Source organism: Marinobacter azerbaijanicus (genome assembly GCF_030250645.1).
In the GTDB taxonomy this organism is placed as follows: domain Bacteria; phylum Pseudomonadota; class Gammaproteobacteria; order Pseudomonadales; family Oleiphilaceae; genus Marinobacter; species Marinobacter azerbaijanicus.
Genome location: NZ_JASSVS010000004.1, coordinates 297,857 through 314,641 on the forward strand (window position 1 = coordinate 297,857; position 16,785 = coordinate 314,641).

Below are 16,785 nucleotides of genomic sequence, written 5' to 3' on the forward strand. Positions count from 1 at the left end.
ATTGTGACGCTCAGCCGAGCATGCATTCCCGCGATAGTTTCTGACTGACTTCCCGGCGCTGCCGCCGCAGGCGGTTGCCCTGGTCGTTGGAGTAACCGGCTCGCAGCTGCTGCTGGATTCGGTCCAGCTTCTGCCGGTAACCCGCGCACCGGGCGTTCTTGCGTTCGCGCTCCCGCGCCCGCTGTTTTTCAGATGATGCCCGCTCGGCCCCGTTACCGGATTCCAGGCTGCGATTAACCTGCTCGTTGATGGTGCTCACCCGCTTGCCCCGGGTAATGTTCTCCCGCATGGGAATCAATGAGGGGCGCCTCAGTTCCACATGTTCGTGCTCGCGTTCGCTGGGCTTTATGTCAGTGAAATGGGCAACGCCCTGCTCGTCTATCCAGGTGTACACTTCTGCTGCTGAAACGGAGGGGATTACGAGAAATGCGAAAACGGCGGCCTGCCTCCATGGCATGGGTTCCACTCCCTGTGGTTCGTTTAATGGCGGGGCATTATAAACAAAACCACAGGCGAGTGAGAGGCACAGGCCACAGATCAGGCGTCCGGTAGTTCAATCCAATGCTGCCCCGGCAGCTTTGGTTCTGTTCGCAATGTGTTACGGCGATGGCCGATCTGACAGGAGTAGTATATTTGATGCACTCACCTAGTGCCCGGACACCTAGTGGCCGAAGAGTCTGGTCTCAGGGAATTTAAACATCCGCGAGATACTTGGTGGCCAGAATGGCCTGTACCCGATTGGTAACACGCAATTTTCGCAGGATCGCCGAAACGTGCCCCTTTATCGTTGTTTCGGCCAAGTCCAACCGATACGCAATCTGCCTGTTCGATTCACCCGCAGCCATTCTGTCCAGAACCAGCAGCTGCCGCCGAGTCAATGACCGTAACCTTTCTGGCTCAATTCCCACTCGAGTTCCGTTTGAAGGAAAGTCTGGCGTCACCTGCCTGTCACGGGCACCGAGACTCACGAAAGGACAGACCTTACCGGTCAGCACTCTGTGGACAGCTTTGATGACCTGTGTCTGTGACGAAGATTTTGCGATAAAGCCTGTCGCCCCGTGCTTGATCGCTTGCAGCGCGACCTGTCTGTTTTCCTTCGCGGACATGAGTATGACCGGCAGGCCCGGGGCCTTGACATGCAAACCAGTCAGACCACCGAGCCCACACATGCCGGGCATGTCCAGATCCAGCATCACAAGACCCAGAGCATCGTCCTTGCTTACTATGTCCGTGACGGCGCCGAAACAGGAAGCCTCAACAATCTCACAGGAGGCGGGGACGGCAGCAAAAACCGATCGCATGGCATATCGGAAAATGGGATGGCCGTCAGCGACCAGAATCTTGAAAGAGGGCCGGCCCCCGGCTTTCGCCCGTCCGAAGTCAAGGTCCGGCATCGTGGGCAATTCCTGCTGGAGGCTCTCACAATGGTGTTGGGCATTGAGTTGATTGAGCATGTTTCTTCCTCCCAAGAGAAGTCTCGACTGGAGCGCATCGATCCGAGGTGGTTAAACACGCCCTTGAATTCGTTCGGATCTGAGCATTGCCCACCGAATCGGCTGGCATACCAAACTACGCTGCCCCCCTTCAAAGCATCCTCCGGAATGCCGCCATCGCTAATCCATTCAAGCTTCATGCCACGGGAAATCGCTGAGCTTTAAGTCCGCTGCGAGTCCTGCCAACTGCATTCAAAATATCGGCCGCCGCCTTGCGCCACTGACCGTTCTGACAAGCTTTAGGCTAAGGCTTGTCACGATTCCAGTCTGAACATTCACCCCGATCATCACGGCGGGTCAGGCAAACAATCTACTCAGTCATGCGACAGTCTGACTCGTAGGAATCAACAGTCTGTAGCGAACACTGCGGATTTACCCGGCGGCAATATGCAGGCCCAACCGGACAACCGACAGCCTGCCCTGGAAAATCTATGATTGGCCCCGAATTTGCTGGCTTTCAGCCTTGTCTCCGCCTTCAGTGTGGGATCTCCCTGAGTTCTGGTTTGTTGCTGCCACTCAGGGCTTTTGAGCGCGGCTCCCGCGCTCTTTTTTTCGCAACTTATCGAGTTGAGCCGAAAATGAAACGACACCCTTGGTAACGCTGTGCATGTGGCCAGATCCTGACCAATTTAATTGACTTTCACATCTATATGAGCTGTACTTTACGGATGCAATAATGAAATCCAGCACGTTCGACAGTGCCTCACTGCCGACCAATTGGGAACCACGACCAGGGAGGGCTAGAGTATTCCGGAATATGAGCTTGAGCTGCATTCCCACTAAAATTGCTCGGCAGAAGGGTCTGATCGGAGAAGATAACAATAATCAAACCATGACCTGATGAGCAATGGCCATGGTGCTAGTGAGGAGGAGAATATGCGCCACACTCGCAAATCTGGCAGTTCATCCAGTCAAGACCCCTTCCTCGACGAGCGAGCCAATGCAAGCTACATCAAGACGTCTTGGGAACGCTGCAAAGACAAACACAGAATCTCTCCTCAGCGAAAGGTTGAACTTCATACCCTTACCGAAAACGAGATCCGGGAAAAACGGGAACCTCTCGAACAATTGTTGTTCGACTCGGCGCCGATTCTAGAGCGGGTCCGCCGAATTGCAAAACAGAGTGGCTACAGCGTTCTGATCAGCGATGCCGAAGGCGCTACCGTCAAAACATTTACCGATTCAGACCTCGCCCTCGAACTGCAGTCCAAAGGTATTCGCCTGGGAACACTCTGGCAGGAAGCTATTGTTGGCACAAATGGATTGGGTACCTGTCTTGAAGAAAATCGCCCGGTCACAGTAGACGCGAGCGACCACTACAGCAAAACCCTTCATTCCTTCAGTTGCTCAGCTGCACCACTCATCGGCGCGGACGGTGCCGTCCTGGGGGCACTGGACATGTCCACTTTTGCCAGTGGAAATCGAATGACCCAGGCGCTCGCCCTCAACTTCGTCACAGAAACCGCTGACGAAATTGAGGCACTCATTTTCCGGAAAGCCTACAGGAGCCAGTATGTTGTGAGTCTCACCGACTCCTTCCACGCTACCACATCGCTGATTGCTTTCAACGAGGCGGGCACGATTGTCGCTGCAACGACCCCAGCGCTACTTCAGCTCAATTGCCGAAACCGGTACGACCTTGTTGGGAAGAACTTCAAGGACGCTTTCAACATCAGCATTGACAAGCTGACCGAGGCCTCCCCCTTGATCCATCGGTTCCTGATGAATGGGCAGGAATACCAGTATCAGATGGCACTGAATGCGACGCCGCTTCAAAGCCAACCCAGACAGCCCTCAATCCTTCATTCGCCTTCGCTACCGCCAGCCAGGTCGGCACTAAACACCAGCCACCAGAAACTGTTTGAAGCGGCAGGAGAGGATCCGGCGTTACTTCAGCAGGCCAAGCGATGCACTCGCATCATTGATAAAGGCCTCAGCGTCTTACTACAGGGCGAGACGGGCACCGGCAAAGAGGTCTGGGCAAGAGCCATTCATGACGCCAGCGATCGCAAGAATAAGCCCTTTGTCACCGTAAACTGCGCTGCCATTCCAGAGTCGCTCATTGAAAGTGAGCTTTTTGGATACGGAGCCGGAACGTTCACCGGAGGGCTGAAATCCGGCAAGATCGGCAAGATTGAAGCGAGTAATGGCGGCACCTTATTTCTGGACGAAATCGGCGACATGCCAACGGAACTGCAAGCGAGGCTGTTACGTGTACTCGCAGAAAGCGAAATAGTACCCCTCGGCGAGGTGAAACCTGTTCCCGTTGATATCAACGTGATCTGCGCCACCCACAGAGACCTGGAACATTATGTGAGTAAAGGAGATTTCCGAAAGGATCTCTATTACCGGATCAGTATGTTCAAGGTTGCGCTGCCTTCCCTGAAGGATAGGGATGACAAGCGCCATCTGGTTCACAAGATTCTGGACGGGCTCAAGCCAGGGGACGCCCCAATCTCCCTCTCACCACGAGCGGAAGAGGCTCTGACCAATTACCCGTGGCCGGGTAACATCCGACAGTTAAAAAATGTTCTCCAGTATGCGGTCTGTATGAGCGATGGCGAGCGGATACAGCTTGATGACCTGCCAGATGAAGTTTTTAAGCCGTGCGACGCAGACATTGTCCCAGACCTACCAGAAGCACATTCTGACCACCCGGGTTCCAGTTATTCCTCTTCTGAGAGGGAGCGTCTCATTGCCACACTAGAGCAGAATCGCTGGATAGTCACCAGGGCCGCCAAGGCGTTGGGGGTAAGCCGATCAACACTGCACCGAAAAATCAAAATGCACGGACTGCTGCTAGAGCCCCAAGAAAGCTAGACAGGGAGCCTCGCTTTCTTTATATAAAAACCCGGCACGATTGTACCGGGTAGGGCGAGCTATGGGTTGACTCGATCTGAACTATAATCCGGCGGGTGTTAAAACGCGAAATTCACACCAACATTGACTAGTGTAGTCTTGTCATTGACCGGGGCCGGATTCGCGACAATCGAAGTGGCATACTGAGAAACAACCCCCATGTCATCGGCATCGACATACGCCATTTGGGCGTAAAGGCTAGTTGAATCAGAAAGGTTATAATCGTTGCTGACAACCAATGACTTGCTTTCGGGGCTGGTGATTGGCGCATTGTCTTCGTTGATGTAATAAGCAACTGTGGCACTGTTTTTGGGGCTCCACTTCCAATCAACACCAAAACTCAGAGCGTCCAGGTCCAGCACTTCAGCGCCGGTCGCATCTTTGTTTTCAGTATTGATGAAATTGACCTTAAAGGTCCAGTCAGCCACGTTGTATGCTGCCCCTGAAGCCCAGCTTGTAACCAGGTCTTCAGAGGTTTGTTGGTCACGCATATTCTGGTAAGAGCCGGATAGCGTAAGGGGCCCGGCAGTGTAGGCGGCACCAATAGATACAACATCTCCCTCGGCTGTAGAGCCTTCCTGCCCCCCAAAAGAATAGAGAATCCCGAAGTCAACACCAGCCAGGTTATTGCGATATTGCACCGCGTTTTTGAAGAAGAAACCGACATCATTGTTCGCGTTCCTGCCCGCTTGGCCCGCCGAATCGTTTACTGTGGTAAACAGTTGGCTGTAGGCCCATGCATAAGTATTCGAAAACTGTTCTTTGAATGCACGTGGTTCGGTTCCAAGATGGGCTAACACGGCGGGACCATACTGACGGCCGATGATAGCCGTACCCCAGTCACCAGAAAGACCCACATTGGCCTGGCGCCGGAAGAGGAGCCGGCCGCTGCCGTCATCAGCATCGGTTTCCGCATCACCGGAACCGTGGAACATACCGGTATCAAGGTCGAAGTGGGCTTCCAAATTGAAGAAGGCGTTCCAACCGTTATCCAGAGTGCGCGATCCTTTGAAGCCGAGGATAGTCGGGGTAAGCCCGCTGGTTTCCACGCCTAGCTTCCTGCCGCCATTGGTGGTTACGTTATCTTGATAGAGTATTCCCGCATCAAGAATGCCGTAAATTGATATTTGAGTACTAGCGACTTCGCCAATTTGAACGTCAGCAATTGCGGTAGTTGCCAAGCCACCCAACAGTCCAACTGCCGCGAGCGATGTCAACGGACGGTGGATATTGTGGCTTATTCTAGACATTTTGTTAATTTTCATTTTTTACTCCTGCTTATTGTTTTAGGCAGAGAGCGCGCCGGCTTATTCCGTATCGCGCCATTTAAAATTTTTAACAATCAACTGTTTAACAGCAATTTATAATGAAATATATTTTTCCATATAAGCCTCTTTTAAACTTACCGCTAATCGAATTTTCAATTTCATTAACAGCAACATCAATGCCAAAACAATTAAATATGCAATTAACTGAATTGAAACAGTATTTTGATATCTTTTATTTGTTATATCCGCTGCATGATATTTATCGACACAGAGTGTTCCAACTCAATGACACAAAATGTAAACCTTAAATTAATAGGTATATCTGAAAACAAAAAAAGCCCCGCAAAATTTGCGGGGCTTTAATTAACAATGCAGTAATTAGAATGATATTAGAAGCATGCAACTTTTATATATTCATTTTCTTCATCTGATCTGCAATATAATCTGCCTGCCGAATAGTCAAAGCAACGATCGTCAGAGTCGGATTCTCTGTTCCGCTCGTCGTGAACTGACTGCCATCAGAGACGAACAGGTTGTCGATATCGTGACTTTGCCCCCAACGATTGACCACACCGTCACGGGCGTGCTTACTCATGCGATTAGTCCCCATATTGTGACTGGCCGGATAAGGCGGCAGATCATTCACTTTGAACGCACCCACCGACTCAAACAGCTCCTTGGAGCGCGCATAAGCGTGATTACGCATTCGGGTATCATTGATGTGGTCGGTTTTATAAACAACTGGCACCGGCAGTCCGTACTGATCCTTTTCTGTCGGGTGCAGAGTGATGTTGTTGGATTCCACAGGCATATCTTCACCGCAGATCCAGAATCCCGCCATGTGGTCATAATTCTCCAGTGACTCAGCCAATTCCCGGCCCCAGCCGCTCTTGCCAGGGTTCATGAACGCAGACATGAACGGCAGGCCCAGATGCAGGATCTCCAGTTCGTAACCTGCTAGATGTCCACGCGTAGGGTCGTTATCTTGCCACTCTGTAACAACTCCAGGCACAACCGTGCTCTTATACATATGGACGGGCTTTTCAAATTCCGCGTAAACGCCGCCAGTTGTATGGGTCATGTAGTTCTGGCCAACCTGACCTGAAGAGTTTGCCAATCCATTTGGAAACATGTTGGAAGCCGAATTGAGTAGCAACCGCGGGGACTCGATGGAGTTGCCAGCGACGGCCACAACACGCGCCTTCTGCAGATGCTTATTGCCATTGGCATCGGCGTAAAGCACGCCATTAGCCTTACCGTTCGCGTCATGTTCAATGCGCAGCACCATAGACTCTGGGCGCACCTCAACGTTTCCGGTGGCCTCGGCTTTTGGAATTTCGGTGTACATGGTCGACCACTTTGCGCCGATACGGCAGCCCTGCATGCAGAAGCCTGCAACCTGACAGGCAGGCCGCCCATCGCGAGGCTGGGTATTGATTGCCAGGTGTGCCTGCTCGCAATGAGCGCCAATCCGTTTCGCACCCTCTGCAACCACTTTGTAGTGGCTGCTCTTACCATGGAAAGGCATGCCGGTGGCCTTGGTACCGCAGACGCCCATCTTTTTCTCGGCTTTCTCATAGTAGGGCTCCAGCTCTTGCAAAGTAATCGGCCAGTCCAACACATTCGCCCCCGGCACGGTACCGTTCGTAGTTTTCATCTTGAACTCATGCTCCTGGAACCGCATCGCAACCCCGGCCCAATGCACGGTGGCGCCACCAACGCCCTTGACGATCCACGCAGGCAAATTCGGGAAGTCTTTCGCTAATCGGGCAGGACCTTCAACGTACCGCTTATCCAGCCAGGAAATCTTGCCAAACATCTTCCACTCGTCGTTCTCGATATCTGACATCTTGAACCGCTTGCCAGCCTCCAGCACAACTGAACGAATGCCTTTCTGTGCCAACTCATTAGCCAGGGTGCCACCACCGGCACCGGAGCCAATGATTACCACCAAACTGTCGTCATTCAAATCAAACTTAGCCATCTGTCTGCCCCCCTCAAATCCAATCGATTTCGTCATAACCGCGGTTGATATAGCCACCGTGCTCCCATGACGAACCACCAAACCCAAACTTTTTCCAGATTTCAGGGTTGTTATAAATTCCCATCATGAGATCGCCTTTGATTTTCTGGAAAAAGGCAGAAGGCTCTATGGCTTTCAGCACGACAACTCGCTCGTCCTCTGTTTCAACGTTGAGGTATGTTGTGCCATATCGGGCTTTCGACTCCTGATTCAGAGCCTCTACCCCGACGGTTAGAAGCTCCATCAGCTTCGGGTCGGTCTCGGCTTTCTGAGCAAGCGGTACCATTACCTGCCGGTAGTACTTATCTTCAAGATCGTCGTGGGGGTAAATATCCCGCGCCATCCGCAGCAGTGTCCGGTTGCTTTCCTCTCCGATTTTCCGCGCCGCTTTGCTATCCGCAGCAAATAGTCCCGTGCCGGACATCAACACAGCACCACCGACCAATGCAGCGCCAGAACCTGCAATAAAGCCACGGCGACTCAGTTGAGGGCTTGCATTTTTCGGGTGGTTTTCCGTTTTTTTGTCATTGTTCATAACCCCTCCGGTTACCTTCTGGTTACTTTGGTTTTATGATCAAACGGTTCCGTTGAACGACAATTTGATCAACTCTTCAGAGCATGGAGATGTGTTGTTGTACAACCTTGTCCAAGTCTCTTATTGCTCTAGTGATAAAAGGCTCACCGTGCTCCTTCGTTATGGCAGACATACAAATATGACGATCGCCAATAATGAACGGTGGAAGCTGGCAAGCTTTGTAGAATTCATTGGAAATTCTCCAGACCCGTTCCAATCCCTCATCACACAGAATGACGGCATGCAGCAGGATCGCTGTGTCCTCCTCCTGGCTGGTTAGTGCAGGAATCCTGAGGCGCTTGCGGCGCTGGGCGGTTCCGGCAATTTTTTTGCCATTGACCACAAGGTTGAAATCGCCGTCGCAGAACGCACCATCGACGTGAGAGCAATATGCATGAATGCCCATCGCAGCCATCCATTGGATAAGCGGCTGGCATATCAGTGCGTAACTTTCACGAATGCCGGTCTTAGCACCGTTGCTACGAACCACCATCGACAAGTTGATGAATCCAGACGTCTGCGGCGTCATCTCCCCACCGGTACTACGCACGACCACCGGCCAGCCCTGAGACTCACAGTATTTGGATGCGTCCTCAAAGCCGGGTCTTTGGGTAGCACTGCGAGGTACAACCAGAGCCTGATGACTTCTCCATATGGCATAGCCATAGCGGCTCTGCCCGGAAGTGACCTGCTCAAGTAACCGTTGCTCGAGCGCCAGCCCGTCGAGGATGGGCATGGGCGCACTGTACGCACAGTTGCCTTGCGTCATCTCCTGACCTGCGTCAAGGGTGTGTTTAATCGCCAACATGCTCAATCACCCCACACAGGTCAGTGAGAAATTCCGCCGCCGGCCCGCCATCTACAGCACGATGATCAAAGGTCAGCGACAGCCCCATGAATCGGCGCACAACCCACTGACCGTCTGAATCCTCGACTGGCCTGGTATATGCCTCACCGATTCCCAGAATTGCCAACTGCGGCAGATTGATGATGGGCGTGAAGAAGCGCACCCGGGACCGCCCCAGATTGCTTAGGGTGAACGTGCCCCCAGTCATTTCGGGTACCGACAGATTCCCAGCCCTTGCACGCTCGAGCAGTTTTCTTCGAGAGTCAGCCCTTTCGGTCAAGGTCTTCTCATTTGCATCGAATACCACTGGCGCAATCAGCTTGTCGCCAGGAAGGGCAATGGCGAAGCCTAAATGAACCTTGCGGTAGAGATGTATCTCTTTATCCTCAAGGCGACCATTCAGTCCTGGGTGCCTTGCCAACGTTCTCACAACGCAATCGGCCAACAAGTCCTCAATTGATACCTTGGTCCCTCTCTCTGCGAGCGTTTTTTTGTAGGTCAGCAAAGCGTCCAGTTCGCATTCAGCCTGATGAGTCAGTTGCGCAGCCTCATCGAGGCTGCGTCGCATGTTGTTGGCTATCATGCCCCGCAACCCTCTCAGGGGGATCACGTTGGTTTTATCGTTATCTGACATGGCGTGAGCTCCAGGTATCTATGCGATGGTCGCCACGCAATCGCCCTTAGCGACCACGTCATCAATCTCTTTCAGGATCGTCAAAGTGCCGGTAGCCGGTGAGAACAATTCATATTGAATTTTCGCTACCATCAGCTCCGCGATCATGTCCCCCTCGGATACGCTGGCACCATCGCTTACCAACCACGACGTAATAACCGCCTCATCATCTTCTTCCCATAAATCGCGCGGAATCAGTACTTCAGTGCTCACTGTTCAGTCTCCTTGATTTTTGAGAACGCATTTACAATTTTCTCCGCACTGGGCAAAGCCCATTGCTCCATTACCGGAGTGAACGGAATTGGTATATCCGGATAGGCAACCCGCTGGGGCGGAGCTTTCATGGGAACGCCCACTTCGGCAACCGAAGCGATGATTTCAGCAGTCATGCCGTAGCTGTGATAATCCTCATCCACAACAATCAGTCGGCCAGTCTTCTTCACGGATTCGAGTATTGTTTCCCTGTCCAGCGGCACCAGCGAACGCAAATCCACAACCTCCGCACTGACGCCCTGCTGCTCAAGCTCTTTCGCAGCTTTCAAGCCATGGTGCACGCCCGAGGTAATACCAACGATCGTGACATCGGTTCCTTCTCGAGTGATGGTTGCTTTCCCCAGCGGCACTTCGTAGGTCCCCTCGGGCACATGGACGATGGCTTCTTTCTCGGTGCCTAACCAGCCCATCCCCTGCAGTGACTTGTGAAACATGAAGATCACCGGGTTCGGGTCACGAATGGCTGCTGTCATCAAACCCTTGGCATCGTAGGCATTAGACGGTGCCACGACCTTCATCCCCGGGAGGTGAGCAAAGGTCGCATGCAGGCACTGGGAGTGCTGACCGCCATCGCTGTAGCCCCCGCCGGTTGAGGTCATCAGCACCATTGGCACATTGACCTCACCACCGGAAAAGTAGGTGTTCTTGGCCATCATGTTGTAGATGGCATCAAAGCAGACCCCGAAGAAATCGACGAACATCAGCTCAACGACGGGCTTCATACCATCCGAGGCGGCGCCGACCGCTGCACCGATAAAGGCTGTTTCAGAAATCGGGGTATCCTTAATCCGTTCGGCACCAAACTCTGTATACAATCCGCGGGTATTCCCAAATACGCCACCTAGCTCACCGATATCCTCTCCCATCACAAACACGGTTTCGTCTTCACGCATCTCCATGGCGATGGACTCGGCCATGGCACGGGCAATGGTTAATTTGCGTTCTTTTTCTTTCACCTGCGTCATTGTTCTTCTCCTGGTTGTTAGCCCTGAATCTCAAACGAACACTTTGTCCAACGCCTCTTCCGGCGCCGGATAGTCACTGTCGCGGGCGTACTTGATGGCAGCGTTTACGGTTTCTCGTGCCTGCTCTCTCAGAGCCTGATCCTCCCGCTCAGTCCACTGGTAACGCTCGCTCAGCCGTTTCTTGAAAGCAGGGATTGGATCGATTTCAGCGAGATGTTCCTTTTCACCGGCGGGACGGTAGGCCTCAGCGTCACCCATGAAGTGACCTGCCAGCCGGGACGTTTCGATCTCAATAAGCGTAGGCCCCTCTCCGTTTCGGGCTCGTTCAATGGCTTCGCCCGCCTTTTCAAAAACCTGAACGGGGTCGTTATCCGGAATATGAACACCAGGCATTGAGTAGGCCGATGCCCGGTCAGAATTGTGCTTGACTGCGGTACTGGCCTTCTTGGCGACCGATATACCCCAGGCGTTGTCCTCAATCACGAAAACAACGGGCAGTTTCCAGACTGCGGCGAGGTTGAGCGCTTCATGAAACGCACCCTGGTTTGCGGCACCTTCACCCAGGTAGGCGACTGCCACACCCGGTTTGCCCTGCATCTTTCGTGACAGCGCCGCACCTGCTGCAACACCCATACTCTCCCCAATAATCCCCGAACAGGAGAAGTTCACATTGGGGTCGAAAATATGCATGTGGCCGCCACGACCACCGCTCAAGCCGGACTTCTTGCCAAATATTTCAGCCGTCATGCGCTTGAGGTCCACGCCCTTGGCAATGGCCACGTGATGGGGGCGATGGGTAGAAACGACGATGTCGTCCTTGTTCAAATGCGCGCACACACCCACGGCGCAGGGTTCCTGCCCGTTGGACAAATGCATCTCGCCGGGAATTGGCCCTTTGGCCATGTTGAACGCTGGAGTTTTGCCCTCCATGTAAATCTTCTCGATCGCTTCCTCGAAGAATCGACTGGTGACCATGTTCTGGTACATCCAGATTTCTTGTTCCTGGGTTGGCGTCATTGTTATATCCCCTTTTGCAGTGATGCGGTGACAGACAGTTGCTTTTAAAACAGTCTGCGCAGCTTTCTGGTCTTGTCTTAAACCTCTTCTGCATCTCTCATGCCATAGGTTAAGTTATTGTTTATAGGCATTTATGTATGCAAGAAACCCCAAGGCTGGAACACTCTGTCGCAACGAGTGCGACACCTTGCGCCAGGTTCGGGGACGGTATGGCTTAATCAAACAGCTGCGCGGTGCATTCCGCCTTTGGTAGACGTTTCGGGACAAGCAGTAATCGATCGAGACCAACAAAACCTCGATTCCAGGCTTAAAGAGACTGACCTGGTTGGGACATGGAGCAGAGGTGTCTTAGTAGGAGTAGGACTAAAAAGCCCTTGGAGGGGCGAAGTCAGAGGGTTATACCCGCTGACTTCGAACGGTGGGCTTACTGATCCAGAAGCTCAATCCAGTGCTGAACCGGCACCTTCGCACTGGTTTCCAGATGCATCTGGCAACCGATGTTGGCGGTAACGATCCTGTCAGGGTTGTCTACCGTCAGAGCCTTTAGCTTATTGTTCAGCAGGCGCTGGCTGAGCTCAGGCTGGAGAATCGAGTAGGTACCTGCGGAACCGCAGCACAGGTGTTTCTCTTTGGTGTCCGCCAGCTCGATACCCGCTTTGCGCAGCACCTGATCGACTACCCCACTCTGCTGCATGGCGTGCTGAAGGGTGCAGGGGCAGTGGAAGGCAACCTTGCCGGCATCCTTCCGGACGTTCAGTTTTTCCAGGTCCTGATCTAACAGGAAGGCGCCAAGATCGATGGTCATATCACTGACTTTCTGCGCCTTCGCGGCATAAACCGGGTCGTCTCGCAACAGGTGGCCGTACTCCTGAACCATGGCACCACAACCGGAGGCGGTCATGATAATGGCTTCCGCGCCAGCGTCGATGGCGGGCCACCAGGCGTCGATATTGCGGCGCATGGCTTCCAGGGCTTTTTCGTGTTCCGACAGATGATGATTCACAGCGCCGCAACAGCCGGCTTCCGGTGCTTCCACCATGGTGATGCCAAGCCTGTCGAGCACGCGGGCAGCCGCTGCGTTGGTGTTGGGCGTGGCAGAGGGCTGAACGCAGCCGGCCAGCGCCAGTACGATGCGTTCGTGGCTGGCAGCCGGCCATGGGCTGGCCTGTTTTCTGGGCGGCACCTTGGTGCGAAGTTTTCCAGGTAATACCGGGCGAAAAATCTGGCCAATGCGCAATAGCAGGCCAAAAAGCCGTCGATTCGGGAGCACGCGGGCCAGGGACCAGCGAATCCAGCGCTCCTGAGGCGGCCGCGGCATTTCCTGTTCCATCAGTCCGCGGCTGATGTCTATCAGTCGGCCATATTTGACGCCGGAGGGGCAGGTGGTTTCGCAGCTGCGGCAGGTGAGGCAGCGGTCGAGGTGTTCGCGGGACTTTTCGGTGACTTCTTCGCCTTCCAGGAACATTTTCATCAGGTAGATGCGGCCGCGGGGGCCGTCGCGTTCGTCGTTCAGTTCCTGGTACGTTGGGCAGGTGGCGGTGCAGAAGCCGCAGTGGACGCAGGCTCGCAGGATGGACTCAGCCTCCTGGCCTTCCGGGGTGTTGGCGAATTGTTGAACTAGGTTGGTTTGCATTGTTTACCTGCTTTCTGAATTTGGAGCACAGGTGATCGGGTAACCCTCTTCTGAAACACGCTCCTTCGGCACATCCATGTGACGCTTGGACTCCGCCATCCATGGCTCCGTACAGTTTCAGAAGAGGGTTACCCGCTCACCTCCCGAACCTTTCGATACTTTACAACCAGCTGTAAAGCCTTCCTGGATTGAAAATACCGTCGGGATCGAACGATTTTTTTAGCCGGCTCTGGATTTCCTTCAGCGCCCTCGGCTGGTGGTGCATCACTTCATCGGTGCGGTCACCGCCTCGGAACAGGCTAACCTGGCCGCCGGCACGTTGGGCCAGGGTTTCCAGTTTCGCCATGTCGGCATCGCCGCGATACCAGCGCTGGGAGCCGGCCCAGTCGATCAGCCAGGGGCCGTCCAGCTCCGGGTTGTCGGCGGTGGAGCCGACTGAGAAGCGCCAGAGTGGTTCGTCGCCGGCAAAAAAATCGTGCTGCATGTGCTGCAGCTGCTGCCAGAACTGGTCGCCCTGCTCCATGACTTCACCGGTCCATTTTTCCGCCGTCGCTTCCACGGCGGATTTGGCGCCTGCCAGGCGCAGATAGACTTTGCCGTCTACCCAGGCGGCGCCGGTGATGGGTTTCGGCTCCTTGGCGCGGCTGTTCATATAGTGAATGACGTCATCCATCGCCATGTCCTGAACCAGGGTCAGGGACATCGCCGGTCTGGGCATGACTTTGAGGCTGATTTCGGTGATGGCGCCGAGAGTGCCCATGGCGCCAGCCTGGAGCCGGGAGGTGTCATAGCCGGCCACGTTTTTCATTACCTGGCCGCCGAAGCGCAAGTGTTCGCCCTTGCCGTTGAGCAGGCGGATGCCCAGCACCTGGTCCCTTACCGAGCCGGACCAGGGGCGTGCAGGGCCGGAGAGGTTGCAGGCCAGGGTGCCGCCGAGGGTGGAACCTTCACCAAACCTGGGTGGTTCGAAGTGGAGGCACTGGCCTTCTTCCGCCAGGGTCGCTTCGATTTCCGCCAGGGTTGTGCCGGCACGGGCGGTCAGTACCAGTTCCACCGGGTGGTATTCAACAATGCCGGTGTGTTCGCCCAGTTTCAGGGTGCCGGCATTGTTATCGGCGGTGCGCCCCATGAATGCCTTGGTGCCACCACCTTCGATGTTGAGTTTCTGGCCGGTCCGTCGGGCCTGGAGAATCTGTTCTTTAAGTGTCTGCGAGATATCACCCATGCGCAGCGTCCACCGTGTCGTGCTTGTGTTGTTTGTGTTCCAGGGAGCGGTATTCCTGGCAGAAACGCAGGGCGGGAACGCCCTTGCCCGGGTTGAGGATACCGGCAGGGTCGAAGGCAGCCTTGACGTCGTGGAACTGCTGCAGTTCTTCGTCGTTGAACTGCACCGCCATCTGGCGGATTTTTTCCACACCGACCCCATGCTCTCCGGTGATGCAGCCGCCGACTTCCACACAAAGATTGAGGATTCGGCCACCGAAGGCTTCGGTACGTTCAAATTCCCCCGGTACGTTGGCATCAAACAGGATCAGCGGGTGCAGGTTGCCATCGCCGGCGTGGAATACGTTGGCGACTCGCAGTCCGAACTCCTCCGACATTTTCTCCATTTCGAGCAATACATGGGCCAGATAACGCCGCGGGATGGTGCCATCCATGCAGTAATAATCCGGTGAGATACGGCCAACGGCTGGAAAAGCGGATTTGCGGCCTTTCCACAGCAGGGCCCTCTCCTCTTCACTCTGGGAGGTTTTGACCGAGGTGGCGCCAAGTTCGCGGAACAATGCTTCGGCCTGGGCGATGTGCTCGTGTACTTCTTCTTCGGTGCCGTCCACTTCACACAGCAACAGTGCTTTTGCCTCCCGCGGGTAGCCCGCCTGGGCAAAGTCGTCAGCGGCGATAATGGCGTGACCGTCCATCATTTCCAGGCCACCGGGAATAATGCCGTGGGAGATAATGCCGCCCACGGCATCACCGGCTTTCTGAACGCTGTCGAAACCGGCCATCACCACTTGGGCCACTTCCGGTTTGGGCAGCAGTTTTACCTTCACTTCAGTGACAATACCCAGTAATCCTTCAGAGCCCGTCATTAGCGCCAGCAGGTCCATGCCGCAGACATCCAGGGCATCACTGCCAATGGTTACCCGCTCACCCTCGGCGGTAATCATTTCCACACTGAGAATGTTATGAACCGTCAGGCCATATTTGAGGCAGTGTACGCCGCCGGAATTCTCAGCCACATTGCCGCCAATAGTGCAGGCAATCTGGGAAGAGGGATCCGGCCCGTAATAGAGGCCGAACTGGGCGGCCTCCTCGCTGATAGCCAGGTTACGGACGCCCGGTTGCAGCCGCGCAGTGCGCGCCAGTGGGTCGATGTTCAGGATGCGGTTGAACTTGGCCAGCGACAGTACCACGCCTTCCTTGTGCGGCATGGCACCGGCACTCAGGCCGGTACCCGCACCACGGGCCACCACGGGCACTTCGTACTCGTTACAGATGCGCATTACCCGCTGCACCTGCTCCGCGGTTTCCGGCAGCACCACGAGCAACGGCATCTCACAGTACATGGACATGCCATCGCACTCGTAGGGCTTCATGGTTTCGTCATCAGTAATGACGAAGTCCGGGTCAATAAACGCGCGGAACTTCTCTGCCAGCTCCGCTCTGCTGGCTTTGGGCTTGGCGATCATATCAGCCTCTGGATGCGAGTGGTTTCAGGTGTGACAACCCTCAGCCACGTTTGGTTTCAAAATAATCAATGCCGGCCTGGGCGCAGTCCATGTCCTGCTGGGGCGTACCCGAGCTGATGCCAATGCCGCCCACAACCTCACCATCGACAACCACGGGCAGGCCCCCGCCCACAGAACTTATGCGGCCACCGACTTCGGTATGGATGCCAAACGCCAGCTTGCCGGGCACATTGACTGCGTTGTACTCATGGGTTGCCTTTTTTGCCGCCGATGCGGTAAATGACTTGTCCTGAGCAATCGTCACACTTGTTATCTTGCCACCGTCCATACGCTCGAACGCAATCAGGTTGCCGGACTCGTCAGTGATGGCGATACACATGGGTACGCCGATTTCCCGCGCTTTTTCCGCAGCCCCTTCAATGAGGAGCCGCGCGTCAGCAAGATCCAGTCGTTTGATCGTCAACATAAAG

At 54.5% G+C, this 16,785-nt stretch carries 15 protein-coding genes; 1 reads left to right on the plus strand and 14 read right to left on the minus strand.

Annotated features, from left to right (window positions below; all coding sequences use genetic code 11):
- Window positions 1-10: 10 nt before the first annotated feature.
- Window positions 11-457, minus strand: coding sequence for a DUF4124 domain-containing protein (locus QPM17_RS10520; RefSeq protein ID WP_285390663.1), 447 nt, complete (start codon window positions 455-457; stop codon window positions 11-13).
- A gap of 235 nt (window positions 458-692) precedes the next feature.
- On the minus strand, window positions 693-1,454 hold the full coding sequence (locus QPM17_RS10525) for a LuxR C-terminal-related transcriptional regulator (RefSeq protein WP_285390664.1): 762 nt from the start codon (window positions 1,452-1,454) through the stop codon (window positions 693-695).
- Between the two features lie 879 nt (window positions 1,455-2,333).
- On the opposite strand from QPM17_RS10525, the gene QPM17_RS10530 reads away from it, so the two are divergent.
- The gene (locus QPM17_RS10530) at window positions 2,334-4,313 is read left to right on the plus strand and encodes a sigma-54-dependent Fis family transcriptional regulator (RefSeq protein ID WP_285390665.1); all 1,980 of its coding nucleotides are present in this window, start codon (window positions 2,334-2,336) and stop codon (window positions 4,311-4,313) included.
- A 98-nt stretch (window positions 4,314-4,411) separates the two neighbouring features.
- Here the strand turns inward: QPM17_RS10530 and QPM17_RS10535 are convergent, their stop codons facing one another.
- The 12 genes from QPM17_RS10535 to QPM17_RS10590 form a co-directional block, all read right to left on the minus strand.
- On the minus strand, window positions 4,412-5,617 hold the full coding sequence (locus tag QPM17_RS10535; RefSeq protein WP_285390666.1) for a porin: 1,206 nt from the start codon (window positions 5,615-5,617) through the stop codon (window positions 4,412-4,414).
- A gap of 409 nt (window positions 5,618-6,026) precedes the next feature.
- Entirely contained in the window at window positions 6,027-7,604 is a 1,578-nt protein-coding gene (locus QPM17_RS10540; RefSeq protein WP_285390667.1) for a GMC family oxidoreductase, read from the minus strand.
- 13 nt (window positions 7,605-7,617) lie between these two features.
- The gene (locus tag QPM17_RS10545; protein WP_285390668.1) at window positions 7,618-8,178 is read right to left on the minus strand and encodes a gluconate 2-dehydrogenase subunit 3 family protein; all 561 of its coding nucleotides are present in this window, start codon (window positions 8,176-8,178) and stop codon (window positions 7,618-7,620) included.
- Between the two features lie 76 nt (window positions 8,179-8,254).
- The gene (locus tag QPM17_RS10550) at window positions 8,255-9,025 is read right to left on the minus strand and encodes a lipoate--protein ligase family protein (RefSeq protein WP_285390669.1); all 771 of its coding nucleotides are present in this window, start codon (window positions 9,023-9,025) and stop codon (window positions 8,255-8,257) included.
- Window positions 9,012-9,647, minus strand: a complete 636-nt coding sequence (locus tag QPM17_RS10555; protein WP_285390670.1) for a 2-oxo acid dehydrogenase subunit E2 — start codon at window positions 9,645-9,647, stop codon at window positions 9,012-9,014. Before QPM17_RS10555 ends, QPM17_RS10550 begins: the two co-directional genes overlap by 14 nt.
- A gap of 69 nt (window positions 9,648-9,716) precedes the next feature.
- On the minus strand, window positions 9,717-9,950 hold the full coding sequence (locus QPM17_RS10560; protein WP_285390671.1) for a biotin/lipoyl-containing protein: 234 nt from the start codon (window positions 9,948-9,950) through the stop codon (window positions 9,717-9,719).
- Complete coding sequence (locus QPM17_RS10565) at window positions 9,947-10,975, minus strand: alpha-ketoacid dehydrogenase subunit beta (protein ID WP_285390673.1); 1,029 nt, start codon at window positions 10,973-10,975, stop codon at window positions 9,947-9,949. Before QPM17_RS10565 ends, QPM17_RS10560 begins: the two co-directional genes overlap by 4 nt.
- A gap of 30 nt (window positions 10,976-11,005) precedes the next feature.
- Window positions 11,006-11,992: a thiamine pyrophosphate-dependent dehydrogenase E1 component subunit alpha gene (locus tag QPM17_RS10570; RefSeq protein WP_285390674.1), complete on the minus strand. Its 987-nt coding sequence runs from the start codon at window positions 11,990-11,992 to the stop codon at window positions 11,006-11,008.
- A 424-nt stretch (window positions 11,993-12,416) separates the two neighbouring features.
- The gene (gene glcF, locus QPM17_RS10575; RefSeq protein WP_285390675.1) at window positions 12,417-13,625 is read right to left on the minus strand and encodes a glycolate oxidase subunit GlcF; all 1,209 of its coding nucleotides are present in this window, start codon (window positions 13,623-13,625) and stop codon (window positions 12,417-12,419) included.
- 160 nt (window positions 13,626-13,785) lie between these two features.
- Entirely contained in the window at window positions 13,786-14,850 is a 1,065-nt protein-coding gene (gene glcE / locus QPM17_RS10580) for a glycolate oxidase subunit GlcE (RefSeq protein WP_285390676.1), read from the minus strand.
- Window positions 14,843-16,315 (minus strand): FAD-linked oxidase C-terminal domain-containing protein, encoded by a 1,473-nt coding sequence (locus QPM17_RS10585; RefSeq protein ID WP_285390678.1) that lies wholly within the window; start codon window positions 16,313-16,315, stop codon window positions 14,843-14,845. The genes glcE and QPM17_RS10585 overlap by 8 nt, the downstream gene beginning before the upstream one ends.
- 40 nt (window positions 16,316-16,355) lie before the next feature.
- Window positions 16,356-16,781 (minus strand): GlcG/HbpS family heme-binding protein, encoded by a 426-nt coding sequence (locus tag QPM17_RS10590; protein WP_285390679.1) that lies wholly within the window; start codon window positions 16,779-16,781, stop codon window positions 16,356-16,358.
- Window positions 16,782-16,785 lie beyond the last annotated feature (4 nt).

Coding starts and splice junctions, on each gene's coding strand:
- QPM17_RS10520 (WP_285390663.1), bottom strand. CDS start 457: ATGCCATGGAGGCAGGCCGCCGTTTTCGCATTTCTCGTAATCCCCTCC.
- QPM17_RS10525 (WP_285390664.1), bottom strand. CDS start 1,454: ATGCTCAATCAACTCAATGCCCAACACCATTGTGAGAGCCTCCAGCAG.
- QPM17_RS10530 (WP_285390665.1), top strand. CDS start 2,334: ATGAGCAATGGCCATGGTGCTAGTGAGGAGGAGAATATGCGCCACACT.
- QPM17_RS10535 (WP_285390666.1), bottom strand. CDS start 5,617: ATGAAAATTAACAAAATGTCTAGAATAAGCCACAATATCCACCGTCCG.
- QPM17_RS10540 (WP_285390667.1), bottom strand. CDS start 7,604: ATGGCTAAGTTTGATTTGAATGACGACAGTTTGGTGGTAATCATTGGC.
- QPM17_RS10545 (WP_285390668.1), bottom strand. CDS start 8,178: ATGAACAATGACAAAAAAACGGAAAACCACCCGAAAAATGCAAGCCCT.
- QPM17_RS10550 (WP_285390669.1), bottom strand. CDS start 9,025: ATGTTGGCGATTAAACACACCCTTGACGCAGGTCAGGAGATGACGCAA.
- QPM17_RS10555 (WP_285390670.1), bottom strand. CDS start 9,647: ATGATAGCCAACAACATGCGACGCAGCCTCGATGAGGCTGCGCAACTG.
- QPM17_RS10565 (WP_285390673.1), bottom strand. CDS start 10,975: ATGACGCAGGTGAAAGAAAAAGAACGCAAATTAACCATTGCCCGTGCC.
- QPM17_RS10570 (WP_285390674.1), bottom strand. CDS start 11,992: ATGACGCCAACCCAGGAACAAGAAATCTGGATGTACCAGAACATGGTC.
- glcF (WP_285390675.1), bottom strand. CDS start 13,625: ATGCAAACCAACCTAGTTCAACAATTCGCCAACACCCCGGAAGGCCAG.
- glcE (WP_285390676.1), bottom strand. CDS start 14,850: ATGGGTGATATCTCGCAGACACTTAAAGAACAGATTCTCCAGGCCCGA.
- QPM17_RS10585 (WP_285390678.1), bottom strand. CDS start 16,315: ATGATCGCCAAGCCCAAAGCCAGCAGAGCGGAGCTGGCAGAGAAGTTC.
- QPM17_RS10590 (WP_285390679.1), bottom strand. CDS start 16,781: ATGTTGACGATCAAACGACTGGATCTTGCTGACGCGCGGCTCCTCATT.